Source organism: Nitrospira sp. CMX1 (assembly GCF_054902215.1).
This window is the reverse complement of the sequence record NZ_JBUBKD010000019.1, coordinates 15,390-37,458: the sequence shown is the minus strand read 5'-3', so window position 1 is coordinate 37,458 and position 22,069 is coordinate 15,390. Positions and strand designations below refer to the sequence as shown.

At 55.3% G+C, this 22,069-nt stretch carries 15 protein-coding genes; 8 read left to right on the top strand and 7 right to left on the bottom strand.

Annotation, left to right across the window (positions count from 1 at the left end; translation table 11 throughout):
- Positions 1 to 28 precede the first annotated feature (28 nt).
- Positions 29 to 466: a DUF5069 domain-containing protein gene (locus tag ACYX34_RS06160; protein WP_462075677.1), complete on the bottom strand. Its 438-nt coding sequence runs from the start codon at positions 464 to 466 to the stop codon at positions 29 to 31.
- Between the two features lie 158 nt (positions 467 to 624).
- Here ACYX34_RS06160 and ACYX34_RS06155 point away from each other — a divergent pair, with 158 nt between their 5' ends.
- A complete protein-coding gene (locus ACYX34_RS06155; protein ID WP_462075676.1) occupies positions 625 to 990 on the top strand; it encodes a PilZ domain-containing protein in 366 nt (121 codons plus the stop codon).
- Positions 991 to 1,235: 245 nt separating this feature from the next.
- On the opposite strand, the gene ACYX34_RS06150 is transcribed toward ACYX34_RS06155, so the two are convergent.
- From ACYX34_RS06150 to gltB, 3 genes are all read right to left on the bottom strand, one after another.
- Positions 1,236 to 3,428, bottom strand: coding sequence for a DUF2235 domain-containing protein (locus ACYX34_RS06150; protein ID WP_462075675.1), 2,193 nt, complete (start codon positions 3,426 to 3,428; stop codon positions 1,236 to 1,238).
- Positions 3,429 to 3,913: 485 nt separating this feature from the next.
- Positions 3,914 to 5,350, bottom strand: a complete 1,437-nt coding sequence (locus ACYX34_RS06145; RefSeq protein WP_462075674.1) for a glutamate synthase subunit beta — start codon at positions 5,348 to 5,350, stop codon at positions 3,914 to 3,916.
- Positions 5,351 to 5,397: 47 nt separating this feature from the next.
- Positions 5,398 to 9,915, bottom strand: a complete 4,518-nt coding sequence (gltB, locus tag ACYX34_RS06140) for a glutamate synthase large subunit (RefSeq protein ID WP_462075673.1) — start codon at positions 9,913 to 9,915, stop codon at positions 5,398 to 5,400.
- 235 nt (positions 9,916 to 10,150) lie between these two features.
- Here gltB and ACYX34_RS06135 point away from each other — a divergent pair, with 235 nt between their 5' ends.
- The 3 genes from ACYX34_RS06135 (at position 10,151) to ACYX34_RS06125 (ending at position 14,076) form a co-directional block, all read left to right on the top strand.
- Positions 10,151 to 11,155, top strand: coding sequence for a polyprenyl synthetase family protein (locus ACYX34_RS06135; RefSeq protein ID WP_462075672.1), 1,005 nt, complete (start codon positions 10,151 to 10,153; stop codon positions 11,153 to 11,155).
- A gap of 132 nt (positions 11,156 to 11,287) precedes the next feature.
- The gene (locus ACYX34_RS06130; protein WP_462075671.1) at positions 11,288 to 12,613 is read left to right on the top strand and encodes a DUF1015 domain-containing protein; all 1,326 of its coding nucleotides are present in this window, start codon (positions 11,288 to 11,290) and stop codon (positions 12,611 to 12,613) included.
- Between the two features lie 95 nt (positions 12,614 to 12,708).
- Positions 12,709 to 14,076 (top strand): sigma-54-dependent transcriptional regulator, encoded by a 1,368-nt coding sequence (locus tag ACYX34_RS06125; protein WP_462075670.1) that lies wholly within the window; start codon positions 12,709 to 12,711, stop codon positions 14,074 to 14,076.
- 51 nt (positions 14,077 to 14,127) lie between these two features.
- Here ACYX34_RS06125 and ACYX34_RS06120 read toward each other — a convergent pair whose 3' ends face one another.
- The 3 genes from ACYX34_RS06120 to ACYX34_RS06110 form a co-directional block, all read right to left on the bottom strand.
- On the bottom strand, positions 14,128 to 14,877 hold the full coding sequence (locus ACYX34_RS06120) for a nucleotidyltransferase family protein (protein WP_462075669.1): 750 nt from the start codon (positions 14,875 to 14,877) through the stop codon (positions 14,128 to 14,130).
- A 97-nt stretch (positions 14,878 to 14,974) separates the two neighbouring features.
- Positions 14,975 to 16,078, bottom strand: a complete 1,104-nt coding sequence (locus tag ACYX34_RS06115) for an aminoglycoside phosphotransferase family protein (protein ID WP_462075668.1) — start codon at positions 16,076 to 16,078, stop codon at positions 14,975 to 14,977.
- Positions 16,079 to 16,517: 439 nt separating this feature from the next.
- The gene (locus tag ACYX34_RS06110; RefSeq protein WP_462075667.1) at positions 16,518 to 16,910 is read right to left on the bottom strand and encodes a VanZ family protein; all 393 of its coding nucleotides are present in this window, start codon (positions 16,908 to 16,910) and stop codon (positions 16,518 to 16,520) included.
- A 98-nt stretch (positions 16,911 to 17,008) separates the two neighbouring features.
- Here ACYX34_RS06110 and ACYX34_RS06105 point away from each other — a divergent pair, with 98 nt between their 5' ends.
- The 4 genes from ACYX34_RS06105 to ACYX34_RS06090 all read left to right on the top strand — a co-directional run bounded on the left by ACYX34_RS06105 (position 17,009) and on the right by ACYX34_RS06090 (position 22,005).
- Positions 17,009 to 19,210: a glycoside hydrolase family 57 protein gene (locus ACYX34_RS06105; RefSeq protein WP_462075666.1), complete on the top strand. Its 2,202-nt coding sequence runs from the start codon at positions 17,009 to 17,011 to the stop codon at positions 19,208 to 19,210.
- A gap of 130 nt (positions 19,211 to 19,340) precedes the next feature.
- The gene (gene galT / locus ACYX34_RS06100; protein WP_462075665.1) at positions 19,341 to 20,345 is read left to right on the top strand and encodes a galactose-1-phosphate uridylyltransferase; all 1,005 of its coding nucleotides are present in this window, start codon (positions 19,341 to 19,343) and stop codon (positions 20,343 to 20,345) included.
- Positions 20,346 to 21,731, top strand: a complete 1,386-nt coding sequence (locus ACYX34_RS06095; RefSeq protein WP_462075664.1) for a CCA tRNA nucleotidyltransferase — start codon at positions 20,346 to 20,348, stop codon at positions 21,729 to 21,731.
- 79 nt (positions 21,732 to 21,810) lie between these two features.
- A complete protein-coding gene (locus tag ACYX34_RS06090; RefSeq protein WP_462075663.1) occupies positions 21,811 to 22,005 on the top strand; it encodes a MoaD/ThiS family protein in 195 nt (64 codons plus the stop codon).
- Positions 22,006 to 22,069: the final 64 nt, after the last annotated feature.

Below are 22,069 nucleotides of genomic sequence, written 5' to 3'. Positions count from 1 at the left end.
GGCGATCCGGCAGGAGACACCAAAGACATCAGAGTCGGTCTTCATCAAGCTCAATGACATCGGCCCATGTGCTGACAGGAGGAAGGGAATCGACCGACACACCACGTTTAGTTGCAACCTCTTGCAGGCGACCTTGGAACCGTTGGCGAGCCGACTCGTCTTTCGGCCCGGAGGCGAGAAGGTTCGTGCTCCACTGTGTGATTTCTTCATCGGATGGCTTGCGGCCATTAGTTTTCACCCAGTTGACCAGCTCCTCATCCGCCCCACCAGCTAACACTTGCCATTCAAACGCTTTCGCATCGATACCAAAGAAATCGATCAGATACTTATCGAACCCCATCGTGATGTAGTTGTAGTCCTGAATCTGCCCAGCATGGCGCAAGCGAATCTTGTCGATAAACCGCCCCAGGTGAGCAATCCCGCCAAGAAGCGCTTTGGGGCTACGGGGATAGGTTTGATTGGTCATTGATCAGTTCTCCGAGGTACAAACTCTCCGCAGGATAAAGAAAGAGAATAGGCCAAGTCTATAAGGAATTAAGCGGGGGAACACTCTGGCTCAACCCTTTAAGTTTTTATTGGCCTTGCCGATATAGACACCAGATAGGGACTAGCAAGGAGGCATCTATGAGGCTAAGGAATAGCCCCAGAAGATACGTGCGATATTCCGCCAGTGTCCAGACCGACAACGGCGCGGCAGAAGGAACCCTCTTCGATCTCTCTGCAACAGGCTGCAGAATGCAAATCAACGCGGCGCTGACTCTAGGAAGTTACCTCGCGCTGCACTTTGAAGCACCAGAAGCCGAATCTTCCCTTGCCGTCGAAGTCTCAATCGTGCGTTGGCACAAAGACAACCAGTTTGGGATCGAGTTTCTACGGTACGCCGAAGACAATCGCGAGCGCATCACTGATCTGGTCAAAGGTCGCGTGCCATCTGTCGTCTCCCATTATGTCGACGAAGAAGAGTTGGTGCTCAGCGCCGCCTTAGCATAAGCCTATCACCCTCAAACTTTCCCGCCACCTTTTGCCCCCCATTTTTCGGCCTTCAGCGATGGCCCAGACGATGAGTGACGCTCCCCGTTTGGTGTCCCCGCCGATAAAGAGGCTGCTGCTTGCGATGATTGAGCGTTTCCGTAGCCAACCTCTTTGATTCTCCCCCTGCACGACGCTTCGCCGATGTTACCACTTTTCCGTCGCTGTCTTGTCACCAGAAATTGGACCACGCGGCGAAATCTTTCTCAATGTGATGTATGCCCCAACTCCTCGAACTTGAACGTGCCGGTGCCATCGTTATTGCCATAAAACCCTTGCCAGCTTGCCGGGCCAGGCAGAACGGCATCGTTCACAAAGAGATAGACCGGCCCAGACCGACGTGCCGTAATTTCTGCCATAAGAACGCGATCACCCTCCTGCAATTCCCCGATCAGCGGATACTCGTCGGCGCCCTCCGCACCAATTCGTAGGATGGGTCTGAACCACGGTTGATGGATGTCTCGTTTGAACAGCGTGAAGAAGTGCATGGGCCCGGTTACATCAGAAGAAAGCACCCCACTAAGCCCAGCGGGCACACCCCTATCTGTCCATCCTCCTTCACCAAGTGAGAGGGTCACACGGTACCGGGTTCCCCGCTGCGCAATCTTGTCACTGTTCCAACAGATACGACTCGTCACAAAGTGCTCTTCAGAAGGGATAGATGTTGCAGGACAGATGAAACCGCCGGAATTCAATATTGAGAACACCCCCTGGGATATGCCCGCGAATAACAACCAGAGGACCGCCAGACTCGCAAGCCATGGCATGACCCACACGCGTGTGAACGCCATGAATCCCTGATACCACCCGCTGGTTCTGAGCCATCGCACGAAACCTGCTTCTCCCTCCGTTTTTTCCTCGTCCCAAATCCCACGCATCCGTCCCTTGATTTTTGACCCTAATTGACTGCCCTTCATGATCAACAACGCGATGAGAGCCACATGCGTACCAAGTGCAGCAGGATGGGTTTTGAAGGCGTCAATCCAGGGGAACAGAGCCCCAGGGACCACCATTTCAATGGCATTGATGAACGGTGCAGCCCAACAAGATTTTCCCTCGCACGCCGCCGAGTCGTGGTGCCACACCGGAAAAACCAGGAGTGAAAGTGCGACCATCACTGAGAGAAAATAGACAAGACGCTTTTGCCAAGCGAGATCCCGGACACATTCCTCACGATGACGACGGGCTGTGGCAGCCACTTCGGTTTCAATCAAGGTACGCCCTGACGGATCTCCATTTTTCTGATCGATAGGCTTTCCGTCTGGTCCAATCACGACATAACGAATAGGTAACCCAAGCGGTGCATACCCATCCACATCCAATGCAATGCGTTGCATCACACTGTGGTGAATCTTAGGAAGCTCGACAATCACTTGATTGTCTTCATGAACCCGATCATTGCAGAGAAGAGCAAGGTCCCGCGGCTGATAGCGATACACCCCTCCCATCCCCGAACGTGAGTCATAGAGTTTCCCGTTCAAGTCCAACGAAGCCCGTACCTTGTCTCGCTCAGTGGGAAGAAATACCAAGCCGGCACTTGCAGCCTCTGTCATCATCCAGTCAAGCGACACATGGGCCAACGCATCGTCCGGATAGCCCCCTCCAACGTTCGCATGCATGCCGGAGAACCAGACCTGTGTAATGCGCTGGGAATCGGATGGGTCAGCCTCGTTCCAGAGAACCGGATGGAATGACTGCCGCTCATCGTCGATGGCCAGGGCATGACAGGCCCGCTTTACGTGCTTGCTTAAATTCCGATCCGGTGCCGACAGGGGAAAAACCTTATCCCACGCCCTCGTGAGCTCATCGATTGGTAACCCATAGGCGGCCACGGTATCCCACAGGCCTACAAAGTGGATCGGGGGAATGTCCTTGTGAGATCCATCACGCACTTCGGCATCGTTCCAGATGGACAGAACCGCATCGCGTACCTGGCGGAAAGCATTCACGATCATATCCTCATGGGCAAACCGCCTGCGGAACTCTCGATAGCGTCGTGTGGCGAGGCCTCGTAGTCTGTCTTCTGTGAGGCCGGTTGCCGGTACCAGTCCCTGAGAAGTAACCATCCCGACCAACACTCGAATCGTGAACGCACCTCGGCTGAACCCAAAGCAATAGATCTGATCACCCGGTTCGTAATTTCGACAAAGAAAACAGTAGAGATCCAGTACGTTGCGTTTAAGCCCCCAGCCAAACGCGCCACCGAGTATCGCAAGGGGCAGGAACGACGATGTCCCCACGCCATCGTCATAGCACACAACCTGGACAGGTACCCGCGAATTGCTTTGATTCGTCGCGGAAAGATCCAAGGCCTGGTATAACCGCCACACATTGGTCTTGACCACCTTCGCAGAACTATTCCCTGTACCATCAGACAACAGCACGATGTGTTTAGACATGCGGCCCTCCGATACGCCCTCTTGTACGGATCATGGCACGCAATATACGTACCTGATGGTGCAGGCTCACATCTTATATCGTTTTATACGGTTCAACTTGCTCAGGACTTTGACTTTCAGCGAAGAAATTGATTCGGTACCGTAATTGTGACTCGATAGGGAGAAGCAGGAGAGTGTCGCCTCTCCGTATCTAAAAGGATTCTAAGCTGAATCATTTTGTTCCAGCCTAGTAGACCTATCGTGCATGAAAGAATGAGCTTGAGAACTCAACCGCCCGAATGACTTACTGGAGACTGCTTGGTGGGTACGCTTTTCAGAAACTCGTCCGGACATGGTCTTCGCTTCAAGGAGGATGGGCAGAGCTTCTCACGGAGTCGCTCATTCCTCCGCAGATCAACACCCTACTAACTACGTTGTAATCGGTGGGGAGCGGAGGGAACTTGCACTCTTTTCATCGACAACAAGGCCCAGAAGCTGGGCCTCATCTATGACAGAGATTCCTTTGCAGAGCGGTTTGCTTGCAGATACCTATCAACCCCCGCAGCCATCTTACGGCCTTCGGCAATGGCCCAGACGATCAACGACGCGCCTCGTTTGGTATCACCACCGGCGAAGACGCCGTCGAGATTGGTCATGAAGCTTTCGTCGACTGCCACAGCACCGCGTGCGTCGTACTTCACTCCCAGGCTATCGAGCAACCCATTTTTCATGGGACCGGTGAATCCCATGGCCAGCAACACTAAGTCGGCATTCAGCTCAAATTCTGTGTTAGGAACAGGTGTGAATTTGCCGTTCTCGAACTTAACCCGATGCGCATGCAGTTTGGTGACATGACCGTCGTGGCCGGAGAACTTCGTCGTGGACACGCTCCACTGCCGGTCGCAGCCTTCTTCATGGGCATGGGACGTACGGAGTTGCATCGGCCAGAGCGGCCAGGGGGTCGACTCGGCACGCTGCGGTGGGGGTTCCGGCAGCAATTCAAACTGATGCGCTTCAACGCACCCTTGGCGATGTGCCGTACCAAGACAGTCAGAGCCTGTATCTCCCCCGCCGATGATGACGACGCGTTTCCCCTTTGCGGTGATCGGCTCATCCGTCATAGGAATACCGGCCGTACGCTTGTTCTGTTGGGTGAGATATTCCATTGCCAGATGCACACCCTTCAGTTCGCGACCTGGGATCGGTAGCTCACGGGCCAACTCGGCCCCCATGGTCAACCCAATCGCATCAAACTGCTGGCGCAACTGTTCGCCCGTGATGTCCTTCCCAACCGAGACGCCGGTTTGAAACTTCACGCCTTCGGCTTTCATCTGCTCCAGACGGCGATCGATCACCCACTTTTCCATCTTGAAGTCGGGAATACCGTAGCGAAGCAAGCCTCCGATCCGATCAGACTTTTCGAAGACCGTCACATCATGGCCGGCTCTGGCCAGTTGCTGCGCGGCAGCCAAACCAGCGGGACCAGAACCAACGATCGCCACGGTCTTGCCGGTACTTACGACCGGCACGATAGGCGTGACAAACCCCTCGTTGAACCCCCGATCGACGATATTCCACTCGATGATACGGATGGAGACCGGATCTTGGTTAATCCCAAGCACACAGGCCCCTTCACAGGGGGCCGGGCAGAGACGCCCCGTGAATTCAGGGAAATTATTCGTGGTATGGAGCGCCTTCAGCGCATCGTTCCAACGGCCACGATAGACGAGATCGTTCCACTCCGGGATCAAATTAACGACCGGACAACCGCTATGGCCCTGGCAAAACGGCACCCCACAATCCATACAGCGCGCACCCTGGGTCTTCAGCTTATCCTCAGGGATCGGCTCATACATCTCCTTCCAATCGAGCACACGCAACTCGATCGGCTTACGTTTCGGGCCCTCACGGGCATATTTCATGAAACCCTTCGGATCACCCATCTTCTTCTCTTCTAACCCCTTACGTGTAACTTTCCACTTCTCACCAGCTAGTGCACAGCACTCGCTTTGCGTTTCCGTTCCTCAATGACACGTTTGTAATCGACTGGCATCACCTTCACAAACTTCGGTACGGTGGTCTCGAACGCATCAAGCACTTGCTTGGCCTTACGACTCCCTGTGTACATAAAATGTTTGGTCAGCAACCCGTGAAGCAGTTGCTTGTCTTCCTTCGTGGTCACAGCTTCCAGCTCGACCATTCCCGTATTGCAGCGACTCTGGAACGTACCCGCATCATCCAGCACAAACGCCACACCACCCGACATACCGGCTGCGAAGTTGCGGCCTGTCATCCCGAGTACCACGACTACGCCACCCGTCATATATTCACACCCGTGATCGCCTGTTCCCTCCACGACGGTTTGCGCACCACTGTTCCGCACAGCGAACCGTTCGCCCGCCATTCCGTAGAAATAGGCTTCGCCTTGTGTCGCCCCATAGAGCGAGGTATTGCCGATCAAGATCGTTTCTTCCGGCTTATACAGGATGTTCTTCGGCGGGAAGACGATGATCTTGCCTCCGGACAGTCCCTTCCCAATGTAGTCGTTGGACTCTCCTTCCAGGGTCAGCGTGATACCTTTTGCGAGAAAAGCCCCAAACGATTGACCAGCCGAGCCGGAGAACTTGATTGAAATCGTGTCTTCGGGCAACCCGTCAGGACCGTACTTTTTCGCAATCTTACTCGAGAGCACCGTACCGGTCGTTCGGTTAATATTCCTAATCGGGAGATCAACCGAGACCTTTCTGCCTCTCTCGATCGCAGCCTGACAGAGTTCGACCAGCTTGTTGTCCAGAATATCGGCAAGCCCATGGTCCTGCTTCTGCACGCAATACCGCGGCACCTCCGCGGAAACCTCCGGAGCCGTCAGCAGCGGCGTGAGGTCCAACCCCTTGGCTTTCCAATGATCGACCGCGTTAGTAATCTTGAGCTTGTCGACACGCCCCACCATCTCGTTGATCGTCCGGAAGCCGAGCTTTGCCATGAGTTGCCGCGCTTCTTCTGCAACGAAGAACAGGTAGTTGACGATGTGCTCCGGCTTGCCGTTAAACTTTTTGCGCAACTCAGGATCTTGTGTCGCAATCCCGACAGGACAGGTGTTCAGATGACACTTGCGCATCATGATACAGCCTTCGACGATGAGCGGAGCTGTCGCGAATCCATACTCTTCCGCCCCGAGTAATGTGGCGATCACCACATCGCGGCCGGTCTTCATCTGGCCGTCTGTTTCCACACGGATACGCCCCCGCAGATCGTTGAGCACTAACGTCTGGTGCGTCTCCGCCAGTCCGAGCTCCCAGGGAATGCCCGCATATTTGATGGACGAGAGCGGCGACGCGCCCGTCCCGCCGGAATCACCGCTGATAAGCACTTTATCCGCATGGGCCTTTGCGACCCCAGCCGCGACGGTCCCCACACCAACCTCCGAGACCAACTTCACCGAGACGCCGGCTTCGGGATTCGAATTCTTGAGATCGAAGATCAGCTGAGCCAAGTCCTCGATCGAGTAGATATCGTGGTGTGGCGGAGGCGAGATCAACTGCACGCCAGGTGTCGCATAGCGGAATCGGGCGATGTTCTCGTCCACCTTGTGGCCTGGCAACTGACCACCTTCCCCAGGCTTAGCTCCCTGTGCCATCTTGATCTGTAGTTCACGCGCATTCACAAGGTAATGGGCCGTGACACCGAACCGGGCCGACGCCACCTGTTTGATATAACTGTTCTTGGAATCCCCGTTCGGCAAAGAGTTGAACCGCTCAGGATCTTCACCGCCTTCGCCCGTATTGCTCTTGCCGCCAAGCCGATTCATCGCGATCGCAAGCGTTTCATGCGCTTCCTTGCTGATCGAGCCAAAAGACATAGCACCGGTGTTGAAACGCTTCACGATTTCTTTGGCCGGTTCCACCTCTTCAATCGGAATCGGCTGGGGATCGAACTTGAAGTCCAGCAGACCACGCAGGTTCGACCACCGCTTACTTTCGTCGTTCACAACCTGTGCGAATTCGGCATAGGTCTTCGGATCGTTCGAGCGACTGGCATGTTGCAATTTATAGATCGTCTCCGGATTCCAGTTATGATGTTCACCCTGGATGCGGTAATGGATCTCACCGCCGAAATCGAGTTGGCGAATCGCCGCCGGTTCATAGGCCACGCGGTGGCGGCGCAACGTTTCTTCCCCGATTTCGCGGATACCAACCCCTTCTACGCGCGATGGGGTCCCGGTGAAGTAGCGGTCGATGAGCTCGCGATTCAGCCCAATCGCCTCAAAGATCTGTGCACCGCAGTACGACTGCACGGTGGAGATACCCATTTTCGAGAAGATCTTGAGCAACCCCTTGTTGATGGCCTTAATGAACTTTCCCTCTGCCGTCTGCGCATCAAGTCCTTCAGGCAGATAATTGTCGCGCTCCATGTCGACGAGCGACTCAAACACAAGATAGGGGTTGATCGTCCCGGCACCATAGCCGATCAAACAGGCGAACTGATGCACGTCACGAGGTTCACCGGTTTCCAGAATCAAACCCACTTCGGTTCGTGTACACTCTCGAACCAGATGGTGGTGGACGGCAGAGATACCAATCAAACTTGGGATCGGCGCCCACTCCTCGTTCACACCTCGATCGCTCAAAATCAGGAACTTGTAGCCTTCCTTGATGGCCTGCGAAGCCTGCCGGCAGAGATCGTCGACCGCCTCACCGAGCCCATCCGGCCCCTCGGCGACGCGGAATAACATCCGGAGCGTCTTGCTCTTGAAGTGTGGATCGGAAATACCACGGATTTTTTGCAAATCGGCGTTCGTGAGAATCGGCTGCTGCACTTTAATACGACGGCAGGACTCAGGCGATTCATCCATCAAGTTCGGCTTCGGACCGATGTTGGTCACCAGCGACATCACGAGTTGTTCCCGAATCGGATCAATCGGCGGATTCGTCACCTGCGCAAAGAGCTGTTTGAAGTACTTGAATAAGAGCTGCGGCCGATCGGATAGCACCGCCAACGGCGTATCGGTACCCATCGAAGAGATCGCTTCTTCACCCGTCACGATCATCGGGGTGATGACCATCTTCAGTTCTTCTACCGTGTAGCCGAAAGCCTGCTGCCGCTGACGAATCGTGGGGTGATCCGGCTGCGGAACGTTCAGCGGATCCGGCAACTCATCCAGCGACACACCATACTGCGTGACCCAACTGCGATAGGGTTTACGACCGACGATCCCAGCCTTAATCTCTTCGTCATCAATGATGCGACCCTGCACCGTGTCGACGAGGAACATACGGCCCGGTTGGAGCCGACCCTTCATACGAATATCTTTCGCCTCAGCCGGCAAGACCCCGGCCTCAGATGCGAGAACCACGAGACCGTCGGTCGTCACATGATATCGGCAGGGGCGTAGCCCATTCCGATCCAACGTGGCACCGATCAACTTCCCATCGGTGAAACATACAGCCGCAGGACCATCCCATGGCTCCATCATCGCTGCGTGATATTGATAGAACCCACGACGATCTAAATCCATCTGGGGATTCGCTACCCACGGCTCTGGAATCAACATCATCATGGCATGCGGCAGTGAACGGCCGCCAAGCAGAAGAAACTCTAAGGCATTGTCCAGGCAAGCCGAGTCGCTCTGATTCTCGGAAACAATCGGGAAGAGCTTCTCCATGTCCTTCCCAAACAGTTCAGAATGAAGACGGCCTTGGCGCGCCTTCATCCAATTGACATTCCCTTTCAGGGTATTAATCTCGCCGTTGTGGCACACATACCGATAGGGATGGGCTCGTGGCCATGTGGGAAACGTATTGGTGCTGAAGCGCGAGTGCACGAGCGCCAGTGCGCTCACCATTCGTTCATCATTGAGATCCTGATAGTAAGCCGCCATTTGATGGGGCAACAGCAGCCCTTTATAGACGATCGTGTTGGCCGACAAGCTCGCAACATAGAAGTGCTCTCGCCCTTGAATGGCCGACTCCGCGACAGCCTTTTCAACTCGCTTGCGGATCACATAAAGCTTTCGCTCGAACTGAATTTCGTTGAGCGCATCTCGCGCGATGAAGATCTGCCGCATGAACGGTTCGGTGGTTCGGGCAACCGCGCCGATCTGATCACTCTTGACCGGCACATCACGCCAACCAAGCAGGCGCAAACCTTCCTCGGTAAGAATCTCGGCGAATACCTTCTCGCACAGCCGTCTGGAATCGACGTTAGGCGGGAGAAATAGCTGACCGACTCCGTACTCACCCAGGTCCGGCAACGTGATACCCCCATCGCCCGCGACCCGCTTCAGAAATGTGTGCGGAGTCTGTAGCAGAATACCTGCCCCGTCTCCAGTATGGGAATCAGCACCCTGTGCCCCCCGGTGAGTCAGATTCTCCAACACCTGAAGTCCTTTACGGACAATGTCATGGGATTTCTTCCCTTTGATGTTGACGACAAAACCGATCCCGCAGGAATCCTTCTCGTATTGAGGATCGTAGAGCCCCTGCCGATGGGGAAATCCAGGAATGTTCATAGATCTATCTCATTCAAACAATGGACGTTTTCTCTATGGATGACATGGGGAACGGAGCAAGCAGCACCCTCGGGTGAACGCACCCTTCCATCCGTATTCAGGGTGAACCTCACCCAAGTGTGTTGTTATGAGTGGGACCTTACTGGATGGGTCCTTCCTCTGTCAAGGTTGCGTAGGGCCTATACCCCTTTCATTTGCTTGACTTTATTTCCTTGGCTGCCATACCATCCGCCGCATGACACAAGGTCCAGTCATCGCCACCCTGCACAACATGTCGGATGTGTGGGAGTCCTATCGAAGTGAGCTGGACGGAGTAGAGGATCGCGTCCGAAAGAATCTCGACTCCAGCGTGACCTTGGTCAACACCGTCGCTGCACACATCTTAAGCGGTGGGGGAAAGCGGATCAGACCTCTTCTCTTGCTCCTCTCGGCCCGTCTCTGCGGCTATACGGGAACCGAACACCACCAACTCGGCAGCATCGTCGAATTCATCCACACGGCCACTCTCTTGCACGACGACGTCGTGGATGATGCCGATCTGCGGAGAGGGAGGCGAACTGCGCGCAAGGTGTGGGGAAACCAGATCAGTATTCTGGTGGGCGACTACCTCTATACGAAAGCCATGTGTAAAGTCGTTGAGTTTCAAAGTCAGGGGATTAATGAGGTCCTTGCCGAGGCCTGCAAGAAAATGGCAGAGGGGGAAGTGCTGCAGCTCTACTACAATGGAAATCCCTCCATGCCCGAAGTCGATTACATCAAGATCGTCGAACACAAGACAGCAGGGTTGATCGCAGCCGCGTGCCGCATGGGGTCCATTCTCGCCGAAGCATCGGAGCCGCAACAGGACGCGCTATTTCGCTTCGGCCAATACCTTGGCATCGCCTTCCAAGTCGCAGATGACACGTTGGATTACATCGCAAACGGCGAATCACTTGGCAAAACGATCGGACAGGATCTCCGACAAGGTAAGGCAACGCTGCCGCTGCTGCACTTATTGCAGCAGTGTTCCGAGCAGGACCGTCAGATGATCAAGGACCGCATGGAAACACGGACACTGAGCACAGCGGATTTGGAGCGCATCTTGTCGCTGATGGCCAATTTCGGGTCGATCACCTACGCCATGGATCGTGCGCGCGCATATATCACTGCCGCAAAGGATGAACTGGACTGCTTCGAGGATAGTACGGCACGACGTGCGCTATCCGTCGCTGCGGATTATATGATTACCCGAGACCGGTAACAGTCTTCCCGCCAGTCGGAAAGACGCCTGGCCGTGGGAGCGGCACGGCGTAGGGCGAAGGGACCCTGCTCTCTCCTGTAACCATCAAACCGTCGTCGCTGTTACGACCACGACATTGCCAGGGAGTTGCTCATGTCACAGGTTTTTCCGTTCCACGGTGTGCGGTACGATCAGACGCTTGTCGGAGCGATCACAGAGGTCATTGCTCCACCCTATGATATTATCGATGCAGCCGGACAGAAGCAGCTCCATGACCGGCATCCCCACAACATCATCCGCATGGAACTGGGTCTTGACCAACCAGGTGACAGCTCGACCCACAACCGCTATACCCGCGCTGCCGCGACGCTCCAAAGCTGGATCACCGAAGGAATCCTCAAGCGGGATGCACAACCAACCCTCTACTACCATACGATTGAATACCATCCTCCCTACTCCGCTCCCGAGGCTCCGAAAAAAGTGCTGCGAGGATTCCTGACGTTGGTCAAACTGGAGGCATTGGACTCCGGACACATCTACCCGCACGAGAACACCCGTGCCGCAGCGAAAACCGACCGACTGAATCTCATTGAGGCCTGTCGAGCGAATTTTAGCCCGATCTGGTCGCTGTACTCCGATCCACAGGGCACCATCATCCAACTGTTGGAAGCGAAGACAATAAGCACGACTCCCTGCTATGATTTCCAGGATGAGGCCGGTTGCCGAGAACGTCTATGGACTGTCACCGACAACGCTGTCCTGAAACAGGTCACCGATGCCATGCAGAGCAAGCCGTTGTTCATTGCCGACGGCCACCACCGTTATGAAACAGCGTTGAACTATCAAAAACTCCGGCGACAACAGGCCTCCATGCAGACAAGCCTGCAGCCCTATGACTCCGTCCTCATGCTACTGGCTCCGCTTGAAGATCCAGGACTGACGGTGTTACCAACGCACCGGGTGACCACCACCACCCTGCCTCCGTTCGAGCACATCAAACAGACACTGGGGGAGATGTTCGAGTTCCGAGAATTTCCCTTCACCTCATCCTCACACGAGCAAATCCGCACCCAGTTCTTAACCAGCTTACGGACAGAAGGGACGAAGGCGCCGGTATTTGGCCTGACAAGACAAGGTGATCTTCGATACCTGACCCTCACCTTAAAGCCGAGTCATCAACCGTCACCAGCGGCGTCACCACGCACTAAACTCGACGTCTCTCTGCTTCAACAACTCATCGTCACCAAGCTCTGTCCGACCCAGCAGGAGCAGGAAGCAATTCTCTACACCAAGGATGACGTCGAAGCGCTCGATTGGGTCCAGCGTGGAACAGGGACTGGTGCCTTCTTACTCAATGCAACGAAAGTCAGCGAAGTTCAGGCCGTCGCTGCGGCAGGAGAACGAATGCCGCACAAGTCTACGTATTTTTATCCGAAGCCATTGACAGGCCTCGTCATCAATGTGATGGACCGTCGGTGAAGGGGATAGAAATGAGCCGTCATGGGTCGGTAGCGCAACCCTGTGAAATGGCATCTTTTCATCACGCTCAACCTGTCACCTCTCACGTCTGAAGTATGAACACGAAGCTTCTCATCGTTGACGACGATCCGGATATCATCATGATGCTGGAGGATCGACTACAGGCCTCGGGATACGAGACCGTGACCGCACTCGAAGGACAGCAAGCCCTTGATCTCATTGTTCAGGAGTCGCCTCAGCTCATCCTGCTGGACCTGACACTGCCCAAACTCTCCGGCCTTGACGTGCTCAAGCGCTTGGCTCAGATGAAGCCGTCGGACAGTCCTCCCGTCATTGTCATGACCGCGCACGCATCCATTCAGGCCGCCGTCGAGGCCATGAAAGAAGGAGCGTACGACTTTCTAACCAAACCGCTCGACAATGACCACCTCCTCATCGTCATCCGCAAAGCGCTGGAACGAGACGCACTCCGACGACAGGTCGCCTATCTCCGCTCTGAAGTTGACGGCCGGTACGCCAATATCGTCGGTAATAGTCCATTGGTCCGATCCGTTGTTGAAGCAGCACAACGAGCCGCCAAGTCGGATGCGGGAGTGTTGCTGCTGGGGGAGAGTGGAACGGGGAAAGAACTCTTTGCACGCTCGATCCATCAGTGGAGCCCTCGCTGTGCCATGCCACTCATTGTCATCAACTGTGTGGCATTGACCGAGACCCTGCTCGAGAACGAACTCTTCGGCCATGAACGTGGAGCGTTCACCGGCGCGGACCGGCAGCAAAAAGGGAAGTTGGAAATGGCCGACGGCGGTACGGTCTTCCTCGACGAAATCGGAGATATGCCGCTCACCTTGCAGGCCAAGTTGCTTCGCGTGCTTCAAGATCGGGAGTTCCAACGAGTCGGCGGATCCAAAACCGTATCCGTCAACATCCGCATCATCGCTGCCACCAACAAGGATCTTCGTCAGGCCGTCAAAGCCGGCCAATTCCGAGAAGATCTGTACTTTCGTCTCAATGTCGTCACGCTGCCCCTCCCATCGCTCCGCGAACGACAAGGAGATGTCCCGGCTCTTGCCCAATTCTTCTTGGAACGACACACGAGAGATGCCAAACGCCCCGGTATGGCCCTGAGTGCGGCCGCCTTAGAGGCATTGACACGATACCCATGGCCCGGCAATATCCGTGAATTAGACAACGTGATCGCACGAGCCGTCGTCCTCAGCCCCAAAGACACGATTGAGCCGGATATGTTGGCACTCCTGTCGGATGACGCAGATCTCCGTCAGCATGAGGATGATGCACTCCTGTCCTATCTCGACCTGCCCTACCATGAATCAATGGAGCAGCACAGCCGGTACATCATCACACGCGCCATGGAACGGGCCGAGGGCAATCAAACCAAAGCGGCCGAATCCCTCAAACTTCAGCGCACCTATCTTGCGCGCCTTCTCAAGCACCAAAAGATCTAAGCGCCGGATCACCTTCGGCCAAACGGCACGCCGCTTTCTAGTATGATGGTCTTAATGAGATGTGCAGTGTGGGGACCGCTCGTCCAAACGAATCCGTCCGGCGCGAGCATCCTGCTCCGCTTGTGTGTAGCGTTCGGCGGTTCCAATGTCCGACCAGTATCCATGCAGGTCATAGCCAAGCACAGGTTCTCCCCGTTGGATGGCTGCTACGTAGGGATCAATGATTGAGGAAATAACCCCCTTCGGTACCTGCTGAAGTAGCCGGGGGTGAAGGATGTGAATCCCTGCAAACATCCGCTCGGTAATCGGCGTAGTCTCCTCCCTCCCGCGCCCTGTGATGCGTACGATCTGATCGTGGTCTCCCACCTCAACCAAGCCCCAGCGCGCGGCATCGGGATCTTCCCGCAAAACTAAGGTTGCAGCTGCTCCACGCGAGCGATGAAAGTCCCACAAGGCTTCAAGATCAAGTTCGACCAACGTATCTGCATTCAGGATTAACGCCGGTTCCCCTGAAAAATATGGCTCGGCTTTCTTAATTCCTCCGCCGGTCCCGAGGATGATCGGTTCATGCGAATAGATGATCCGTATCCCGAACTTCGAGCCGTCGCCCAAGGCCTGCTCGATCATCGGCCCCAGATAATGCAAATTGATAACGACTTGGTGAAATCCATGCCGCTTGAGCAACAACAGATTCCAGACGATGAGTGGCGTGCCTGCAACCGGAAGCAACGGTTTAGGAATTGTGTTGGTCAGCGGCCTGAGACGAGTCCCGAGCCCAGCCGCAAGAATCATGGCCTTCATGGCATCTCGTAAGGAATACGGGGTAAAAGATAAGGTAAAGATTCTGCTAGCCAGAATTTCATCGACTCACCCCTTACTTTTCACCCCTCACGAACTCTTACTGTAACTCCGGCACATATGGAGTGAGATGCTTCCGAAGCGGTTCTAGCTCGGGATACTTTCGAAGATTCCGTTTGACGTAACTCAGCACACGAGGAATATCCGCCAAGAATTTGGGGTTCCCTTTCACCCGGTCGATATACACGAATCGACCGGCTGCCTTCAGGTTTCGCTGGATGCTCGTAAGATCAAACAGTCGGCGGAAGGTCGTTCGATCAGTTCCGCCCATACCTCGGTCAACCATGTGATCGAGATAATACTCCACTAACTCATCGACCAGCGCCTCATCAAGTTGAACGTAGGCATCCCGCACTAGCGAAGCCAAATCGTAGCCAGCCGGTCCCATCAAGGCATCTTGAAAATCGATCACACCGAGCCGTGTTCCATCAACCATCAAGTTACGAGAATGATAGTCACGGTGCGTAAAGATCCGCGGTTGGCTCGCCAACTGATCGGCAATATTGCTGAACGCTCGCCGAATGGCCTCCGCATCGACATCGGCCAACGGTGTGCCGTTCCGTACCTCGACTCCATACTCCAGAAAATGATCAAACTCCCACATCAGTAACGGGGCATCGAACCCACGGTGAAACGCAAGACAGGTGTGATCCTCTGCCTTGGTAGCGTGGATCTGCATTCGTATCAGTATGTCAATGGCTTGCTTGTAGTATGATTCCATCTTCACGTGATCGGCACGACTCACAGCATCCGCTAACGTCATATCGCCAAAATCTTCCAGATACAGGAGCCCTGCCGACTGATCATAGTAATAGAGTGCTGGCACGGGGACCTTCACCCTGGCCAAAAGCGACCGGATGTTGGTGAACGGCAATTCCACAATCTGATGGGCCGTACCACTGACTGCCTCCTCCGATTGCTTGAACCCTTCCGGTTCAGCAAGCTGCATCACGATCACAGAATGTGGTGGCCCTCCTGTAAGGGTTGCGCGAAAGTATCGTCTATTGGAGGCATCGCCGGCCAGCGGAATCACCTCGCGCAATGCCAGGCCCGGCGAAAATCTCGTTTCAATGGTACGGGCAATGAGTCTGCGATCTGGAGGTACCAGAGGGGCTCGAGACGCGACGGAATGTGCTGTGGACATATGGGCGGATTATACCCACGATACCCCAACTTGTCACGAAGACCATCAGAAAACATCTGCGCCATCGATTTCCCGAAGTGAGAACCAGCAAGAAGCAGCCTCGCTCAAAATCACGAGCGTGCATGGACACCTACCGAACAGCCTGAACCTCTCCTCCCAGATATCCAACGTCTGACTATTGCCCATCACAAGACCCCCTGGTCCTGGGTCAGAACAACGACCCACCATCATGGCAGTTCCTTGAACAACCAATGACTTCAGCGCCTTGTCCGGTTCACCCTCAATACAGGAGAGGGGCACCGATCCTGGATCGCTGGAGGAGACAGGGGAAGGACATTGATGGCCTGTTACCGGGAGGAACTGGATCCGGCATGATTCATAACTGGGCACGATCCGTTATGAATCATGGGGAGAGTTCGCGCGTCCTATAATGAGAGAGTTATATAGGTTTCGCGCGTGCCACGACGAACTGGGAGAGTCGGCTGAAACCAGCCGCACCCACCGCCGCGCCGACCGTGTCGGCAATCCAATCGAAAACACTCGATTCTCGAAACGGCACAAAGGCTTGGTGGATCTCGTCACTGATTCCATACAGCGACGTCAGGACAATCGCCAACAGTATCGCCTGCCGTCGCCAGACCTCACGTTGGTTCGCCTGAAAGGCGCGGCAACACAAGACCCCCAACAGCGCATATTCGACGGCATGAACGACCTTATCGCTGAAAAAGGTTACGAATGGGACTTGTTCTTCAGGATGAGACTGCGACGACACATAGAAAATGAGCGCAGCATAAGCACAGACTGGCCCCCACAACCACAGAAAGCACTTCATATCGTTCCCCCAGTACTCCGCATTTCCAAAAACCTGCCCGCACATTGCATGCCTATACCCCCTATGACATACTCAAAAAACGAAAGGAATCGATCTCGATGAAGCAGGTCCACGTCTGTTTCTTCTGGCACATGCACCAGCCCTATTACACGGATCCGGTAGCCGCATCGGCCAGTATGCCATGGGTACGGCTCCATGCGACCAAGGCCTACTATGATATGGCCTATGTACTCCAACAATTTCCAGAGGTGCGTGCCACATTCAACTTTACCCCATCGCTGCTCCTTCAGTTACAAGAGATTGGAACCGGCACGGTGCTCGATCTTTTTCTCGAGCACGCCCAACGGCCAGCGGCAGACCTCACGCTGGAAGAAAAGGCTTTTTTGGTTCGGCATTTCTTCTCTGCCAATTGGGCAACCATGGTCCGTCCCTATCCTCGGTACCATGAGTTGCTCGTGAAACGAGGGTTGGAAGTCAACGACCAGGATCTTCCTCGGATCGCCCGTCACTTTTCAACACAAGAACTCCTGGATCTTCAAGTTTGGCACAACCTGGCCTGGTTCGGATACGGCACCGTCCGACAGTATCCCCGTCTGGCCGACCTCCGCCAGAAAAATCGCGGCTTCACCGAGGACGACAAACAGGAAGTTCTGGCACTGCAACGCACTGCGGTCCAAGAGATTGTCCCCCTGTACCGAAGCCTCATGGAACGGGGACAGATCGAGTTGACCACCACTCCTTTCTTCCATCCGATTCTGCCGTTAGTGCTCGACACCGACATCACCCGACGCGCGAGACCCGACCTCCCCTTGCCGGCCCGATTCCGGGCTCATGAAGATGCAGAAGCGCAGCTCCGAGAAGCCGTCCTCTTTCATCAACAGACGTTCGGACAGCCGCCATCAGGCCTGTGGCCCTCAGAGGGATCGGTCTGTCCAGAAATGCTCCCGCTCGTCCATCAAGTAGGCCTTCGGTGGTTGGCCACCGACGAGGGCATTCTGGCTAGAACCCTCGCGATGGACGGTCTGCCCTGGCACCGATCATCTGCCCTGTATCAACCGTATCATATCGGCGACGCCGGGCAATCCTTGGCCATACTGTTCCGGGACCGTGAGATCTCCGATGCCTTTGGATTCGTCTATCACAAAACGACACCGGAAGCGGCCGCCGACGATGTCACGCGTCGGTTGCAAGGCATCATCCACGACAGCCCGCAAGACCGACTCCTCATTGCCATTGTGTTGGACGGCGAAAACCCTTGGGAACATTACCACGACGGAGGAGAGCGATTCCTTTCGCTCCTCTATGAAGGCTTCACGCATCATGCGTTGGATCAGGCCGGACAACTGACGGTCCGGTCTTCGACGATCTCGGATGCACTGGCATCGGTACCGCCCACGCAGCACCTATCGTCGCTTCACTCAGGCTCCTGGATCAATTCCGACTACAAGATTTGGATCGGACACCACGAAGACAATCAGGGGTGGGATCTTCTTGGACATACTCGTACGCAACTCATACATCATGGACCGACCCTTCCGCCTGATCGTGCCCAAGCTGCGTGGCGAGAGCTGTATGCCGCAGAAGGCAGTGACTGGTTCTGGTGGTACGGGGACGATTTCGACACCGACTTTAAGCCCGAATTCGATCGGCTCTTCAGAACGCATCTTCGCAACGTCTGGACGCACATGGGCCTCCCGCCTCCAGACCAGCTCAACCATGCGATCTGCGCAAAAACGATGCCATTTGACTCCGAGATGGTGCAGCAGCCGGTCACTCTCATCACACCCACCATCGACGGCAAGGTCACCAACTTCTTCGAATGGCGCGGAGCGGGTCGCATCAGTACCCAACCGCCTCTTGGAGCGATGTGGAAGGCCGATGGGATCTTCACGGCCATTCTCTTCGGTTGGAATCTCACTCAGTTTGTTATGCGCTTCGACCTCGACGAGGCGAACCTCAAGCGAGAAGGGCTCAACGTCGATCTCCTGTTGCAAGGCCCGCACTCCAAGTATCGGCTCACATTTCCCCTCTCCTTGTCCGGTCCAGGAGAATTTCACCTGTCTCGTCAGACGACCACGAACAGTTGGGAATCGGTTGCTTCCCATCGGTCCATCGCCGCACAGACCAGCTTGGAGTTGGCCATCCCCTGGAAGGACCTTGGGCTGGAAGCAGGGCATACGATTCAGCTATCGGTCGCGGTGCGAGAACATAGCCTCGAAGTCGCCCGGTATCCTGGTCAGCGCCCCGCCGTGCTCACCGTGCCGGGGCCTGAGTTTGAGGCGGAAATGTGGAGAGTGTGATCATCGTAAGAGGTAACGGGTGAGACATAAGGGGTGAGAAGAAGTTCGTCGGTTTCCAGCTGGTCTCGGTCCGTCTTCTTTCTCCTCACCCCGTACCTTTCACCCCTACCTAATATGAGGAGGAGAAGAGATGCCCGATTTACGACGTGATCCGATAGTCGGCCGCTGGGTGATTATTTCAACGGAACGCAGCGGTCGCCCGCATGATTTCATCACCCCGTCACCCGCTCGAACGAGTTCCGCGTCCCTCTGCCCATTTTGCCCTGGACAAGAACGACTGACTCCGAAAGAAATCATGGCATATCGACCGCAACCGGCGGCTCCCAATTCCCCGAACTGGACCGTCCGGGTCGTCCCGAACAAATTTCCCGCGCTCCAGGTGGAGGGTGAGATGGGGCGCGAAGGCGTCGGTCTCTATGACCGGATGAACGGAATCGGCGCACATGAAGTCATCATTGAAACCCCGACCCATGTCGAAAGCCTCGCCGAGATGCCGACGAAGCGAATCGAGGACATGCTCTGGGCCTATCGTGACCGCATGCTGGATCTCCGCAAAGACCTGCGGTTCCGCTACATTTTGATTTTCAAAAACCATGGATCCTCCGCCGGAGCGACGTTGGAACACAGCCATTCCCAACTGATCGCCCTCCCGATTATCCCAACCAGCGTACAAGAGGAGCTCGACGGATGCCATCAGCATTATCAGCAAAAAGAACGGTGCATCTACTGCGATATCCTCCGGCAGGACCTGTCCGATGGAGGACGCGTTGTGGCGGAAAACCCGGAATTCCTCTGTGTGACCCCCTTCGCGCCGCGCTTCCCGTTCGAGATGTGGATTTTACCCAAACGCCACGCAGCCTACTTCGAAGAAAGTCAGAAGTCTCAATTTGAGTTTCTTGCCCCAATTCTCTCGGAGTCGTTGCGCCGCATGGACAAGGTCCTGGCACGCCCACATTACAACTTCATCCTGCATAGCTCTCCTCTGCATGAAAAAACCGGAGAGTACTATCACTGGCACCTTGAAATTATTCCTAAACTGACGCAAGTGGCCGGCTTCGAGTGGGGCACGGGGTTCTACATCAATCCCGTTTCACCGGAAGAGTCGGCTAAGTTCCTTCGTGAAGCGGAGATCTAAGTGCCCATCCGTTTCCGTCTCGAAGATCCCGCACTTGCTGGGATCCTTCGCCGCATTGAAGAGAGCGTCCGTCGCAGCAGTGGAAGAATCTGGGTAGTGGGTGGCACAGTCCGCGATCTCGCGCGTGGGGAACAGCCTCGAGATCTGGACCTCGAAGTCACCGGTCTCCCACCCGGACAGCTTCATGCCTTGCTGTCTGAACAGTTTTCTGTCCAATTCGTCGGAAAGGCCTTTGCCGTATTCAAACTCCAAGGGCTTCCCGTCGACATCTCCATCCCCTCCCGCCTCCACAGCACCGAGACCACGTCGATCCATGGTCTCCTACGACAGGCTGATCCCAATCTACCGATCGACGAGGCTCTGGCACGCCGTGACTTCACTATCAACGCCATGGCCTGGGATCCCGACACCAGGGAGTTCCGTGATCCTTTCAATGGTCGAGAGGACTTGGCTGCCGGTCGATTACGTCACGTTTCGAACCAGTTTGTAGAGGATCCCTTGCGGGTGCTTCGAGGCATGCACCTCGCGGCTCGCTTCGAGTTCAGCGTGGTCCCGGAAACCATTGCCCTCTGCCGAACATTGTCGCAGGACGGGCATCCGCGTGAGCGGCTGTGGGAGGAATGGAAGAAGTTTCTCCTATTGAGTCGGAAGCCTTCTCTCGGGCTCCACTTTTTACACCAATGCGGATGGCTGCGCTTCTATCCTGAGCTCGCAGCGCTTCAAGGCTGCCCTCAAGATCCTCACTGGCACCCTGAAGGTGACGTCTGGATTCACACCCTTCACTGCTTAGACTGGTTTGCAGCCGAACGCACAGGTCATGAACTCGACGATCTGATCGTGGGATTGGCGGTCCTCTGCCATGACTTTGGGAAACCGGCGACTACCCAAGTCGACGGCGAGCACATCACCTCCCGAGGACACGAATCGGAGGGAATCGGACCAACGAAGGACTTTCTCGGACGGTTGACCAATCAACAGGACCTGATCGATGACGTCATCCCTTTGGTCCAGTGCCATCTCCGTCCCCGCGCGTTGTTCGATGTTCGGGCGTCAGATAGCGCGATTCGGCGTCTTGCCAAGCAGGTCTCCCGCATCGACCGTTTGGTCCGCGTAGCGCGGGCGGATCACGCAGGCCGCCCACCGAAACCGTTTGATGGATTTCCGGCTGGAGACTGGCTCCTAAGCCGTGCCACGGCGCTGGCGGTGGATCGGCAAGTCCCACAGCCTCTCGTGATGGGCCGGCATCTGCTGAATCTCGGAGTTCCTCCTGGACCGGAGATGGGCCGACTACTCGATGACTGTTTTGAGGCTCAGTTAGACGGAGAATTTTTAACATTGGAAGAAGGACTTGTCTACGCGAAAAGCAAACTGTCAGCTCCATGCTAAACGACATCAGGTTTCACGAAGAGTACGCGTGCATACTCCCCCCTTGCCCCTTGATCCCAGTTACTCGTATCATCCAGATATGCAGATACAATTAAGTCACCCCTCACGATCGATCGACATTAAGGGTCCCAAGCGAGCGAAGGACCTTTTACGGGAATTGAATTTGGTCATCGAAGCACACCTCGTCATTCGCGGTAATGAATTAGTGACCGAAGATGAAATGCTCTACGACCAAGATCAGATCGAAATCCGACCGGTGATTTCGGGCGGATGATGGCACGCCCGCGCATCATGGCACCGCGTGGGGTTGCCTTTCCAATATAAATTAGGAACACACA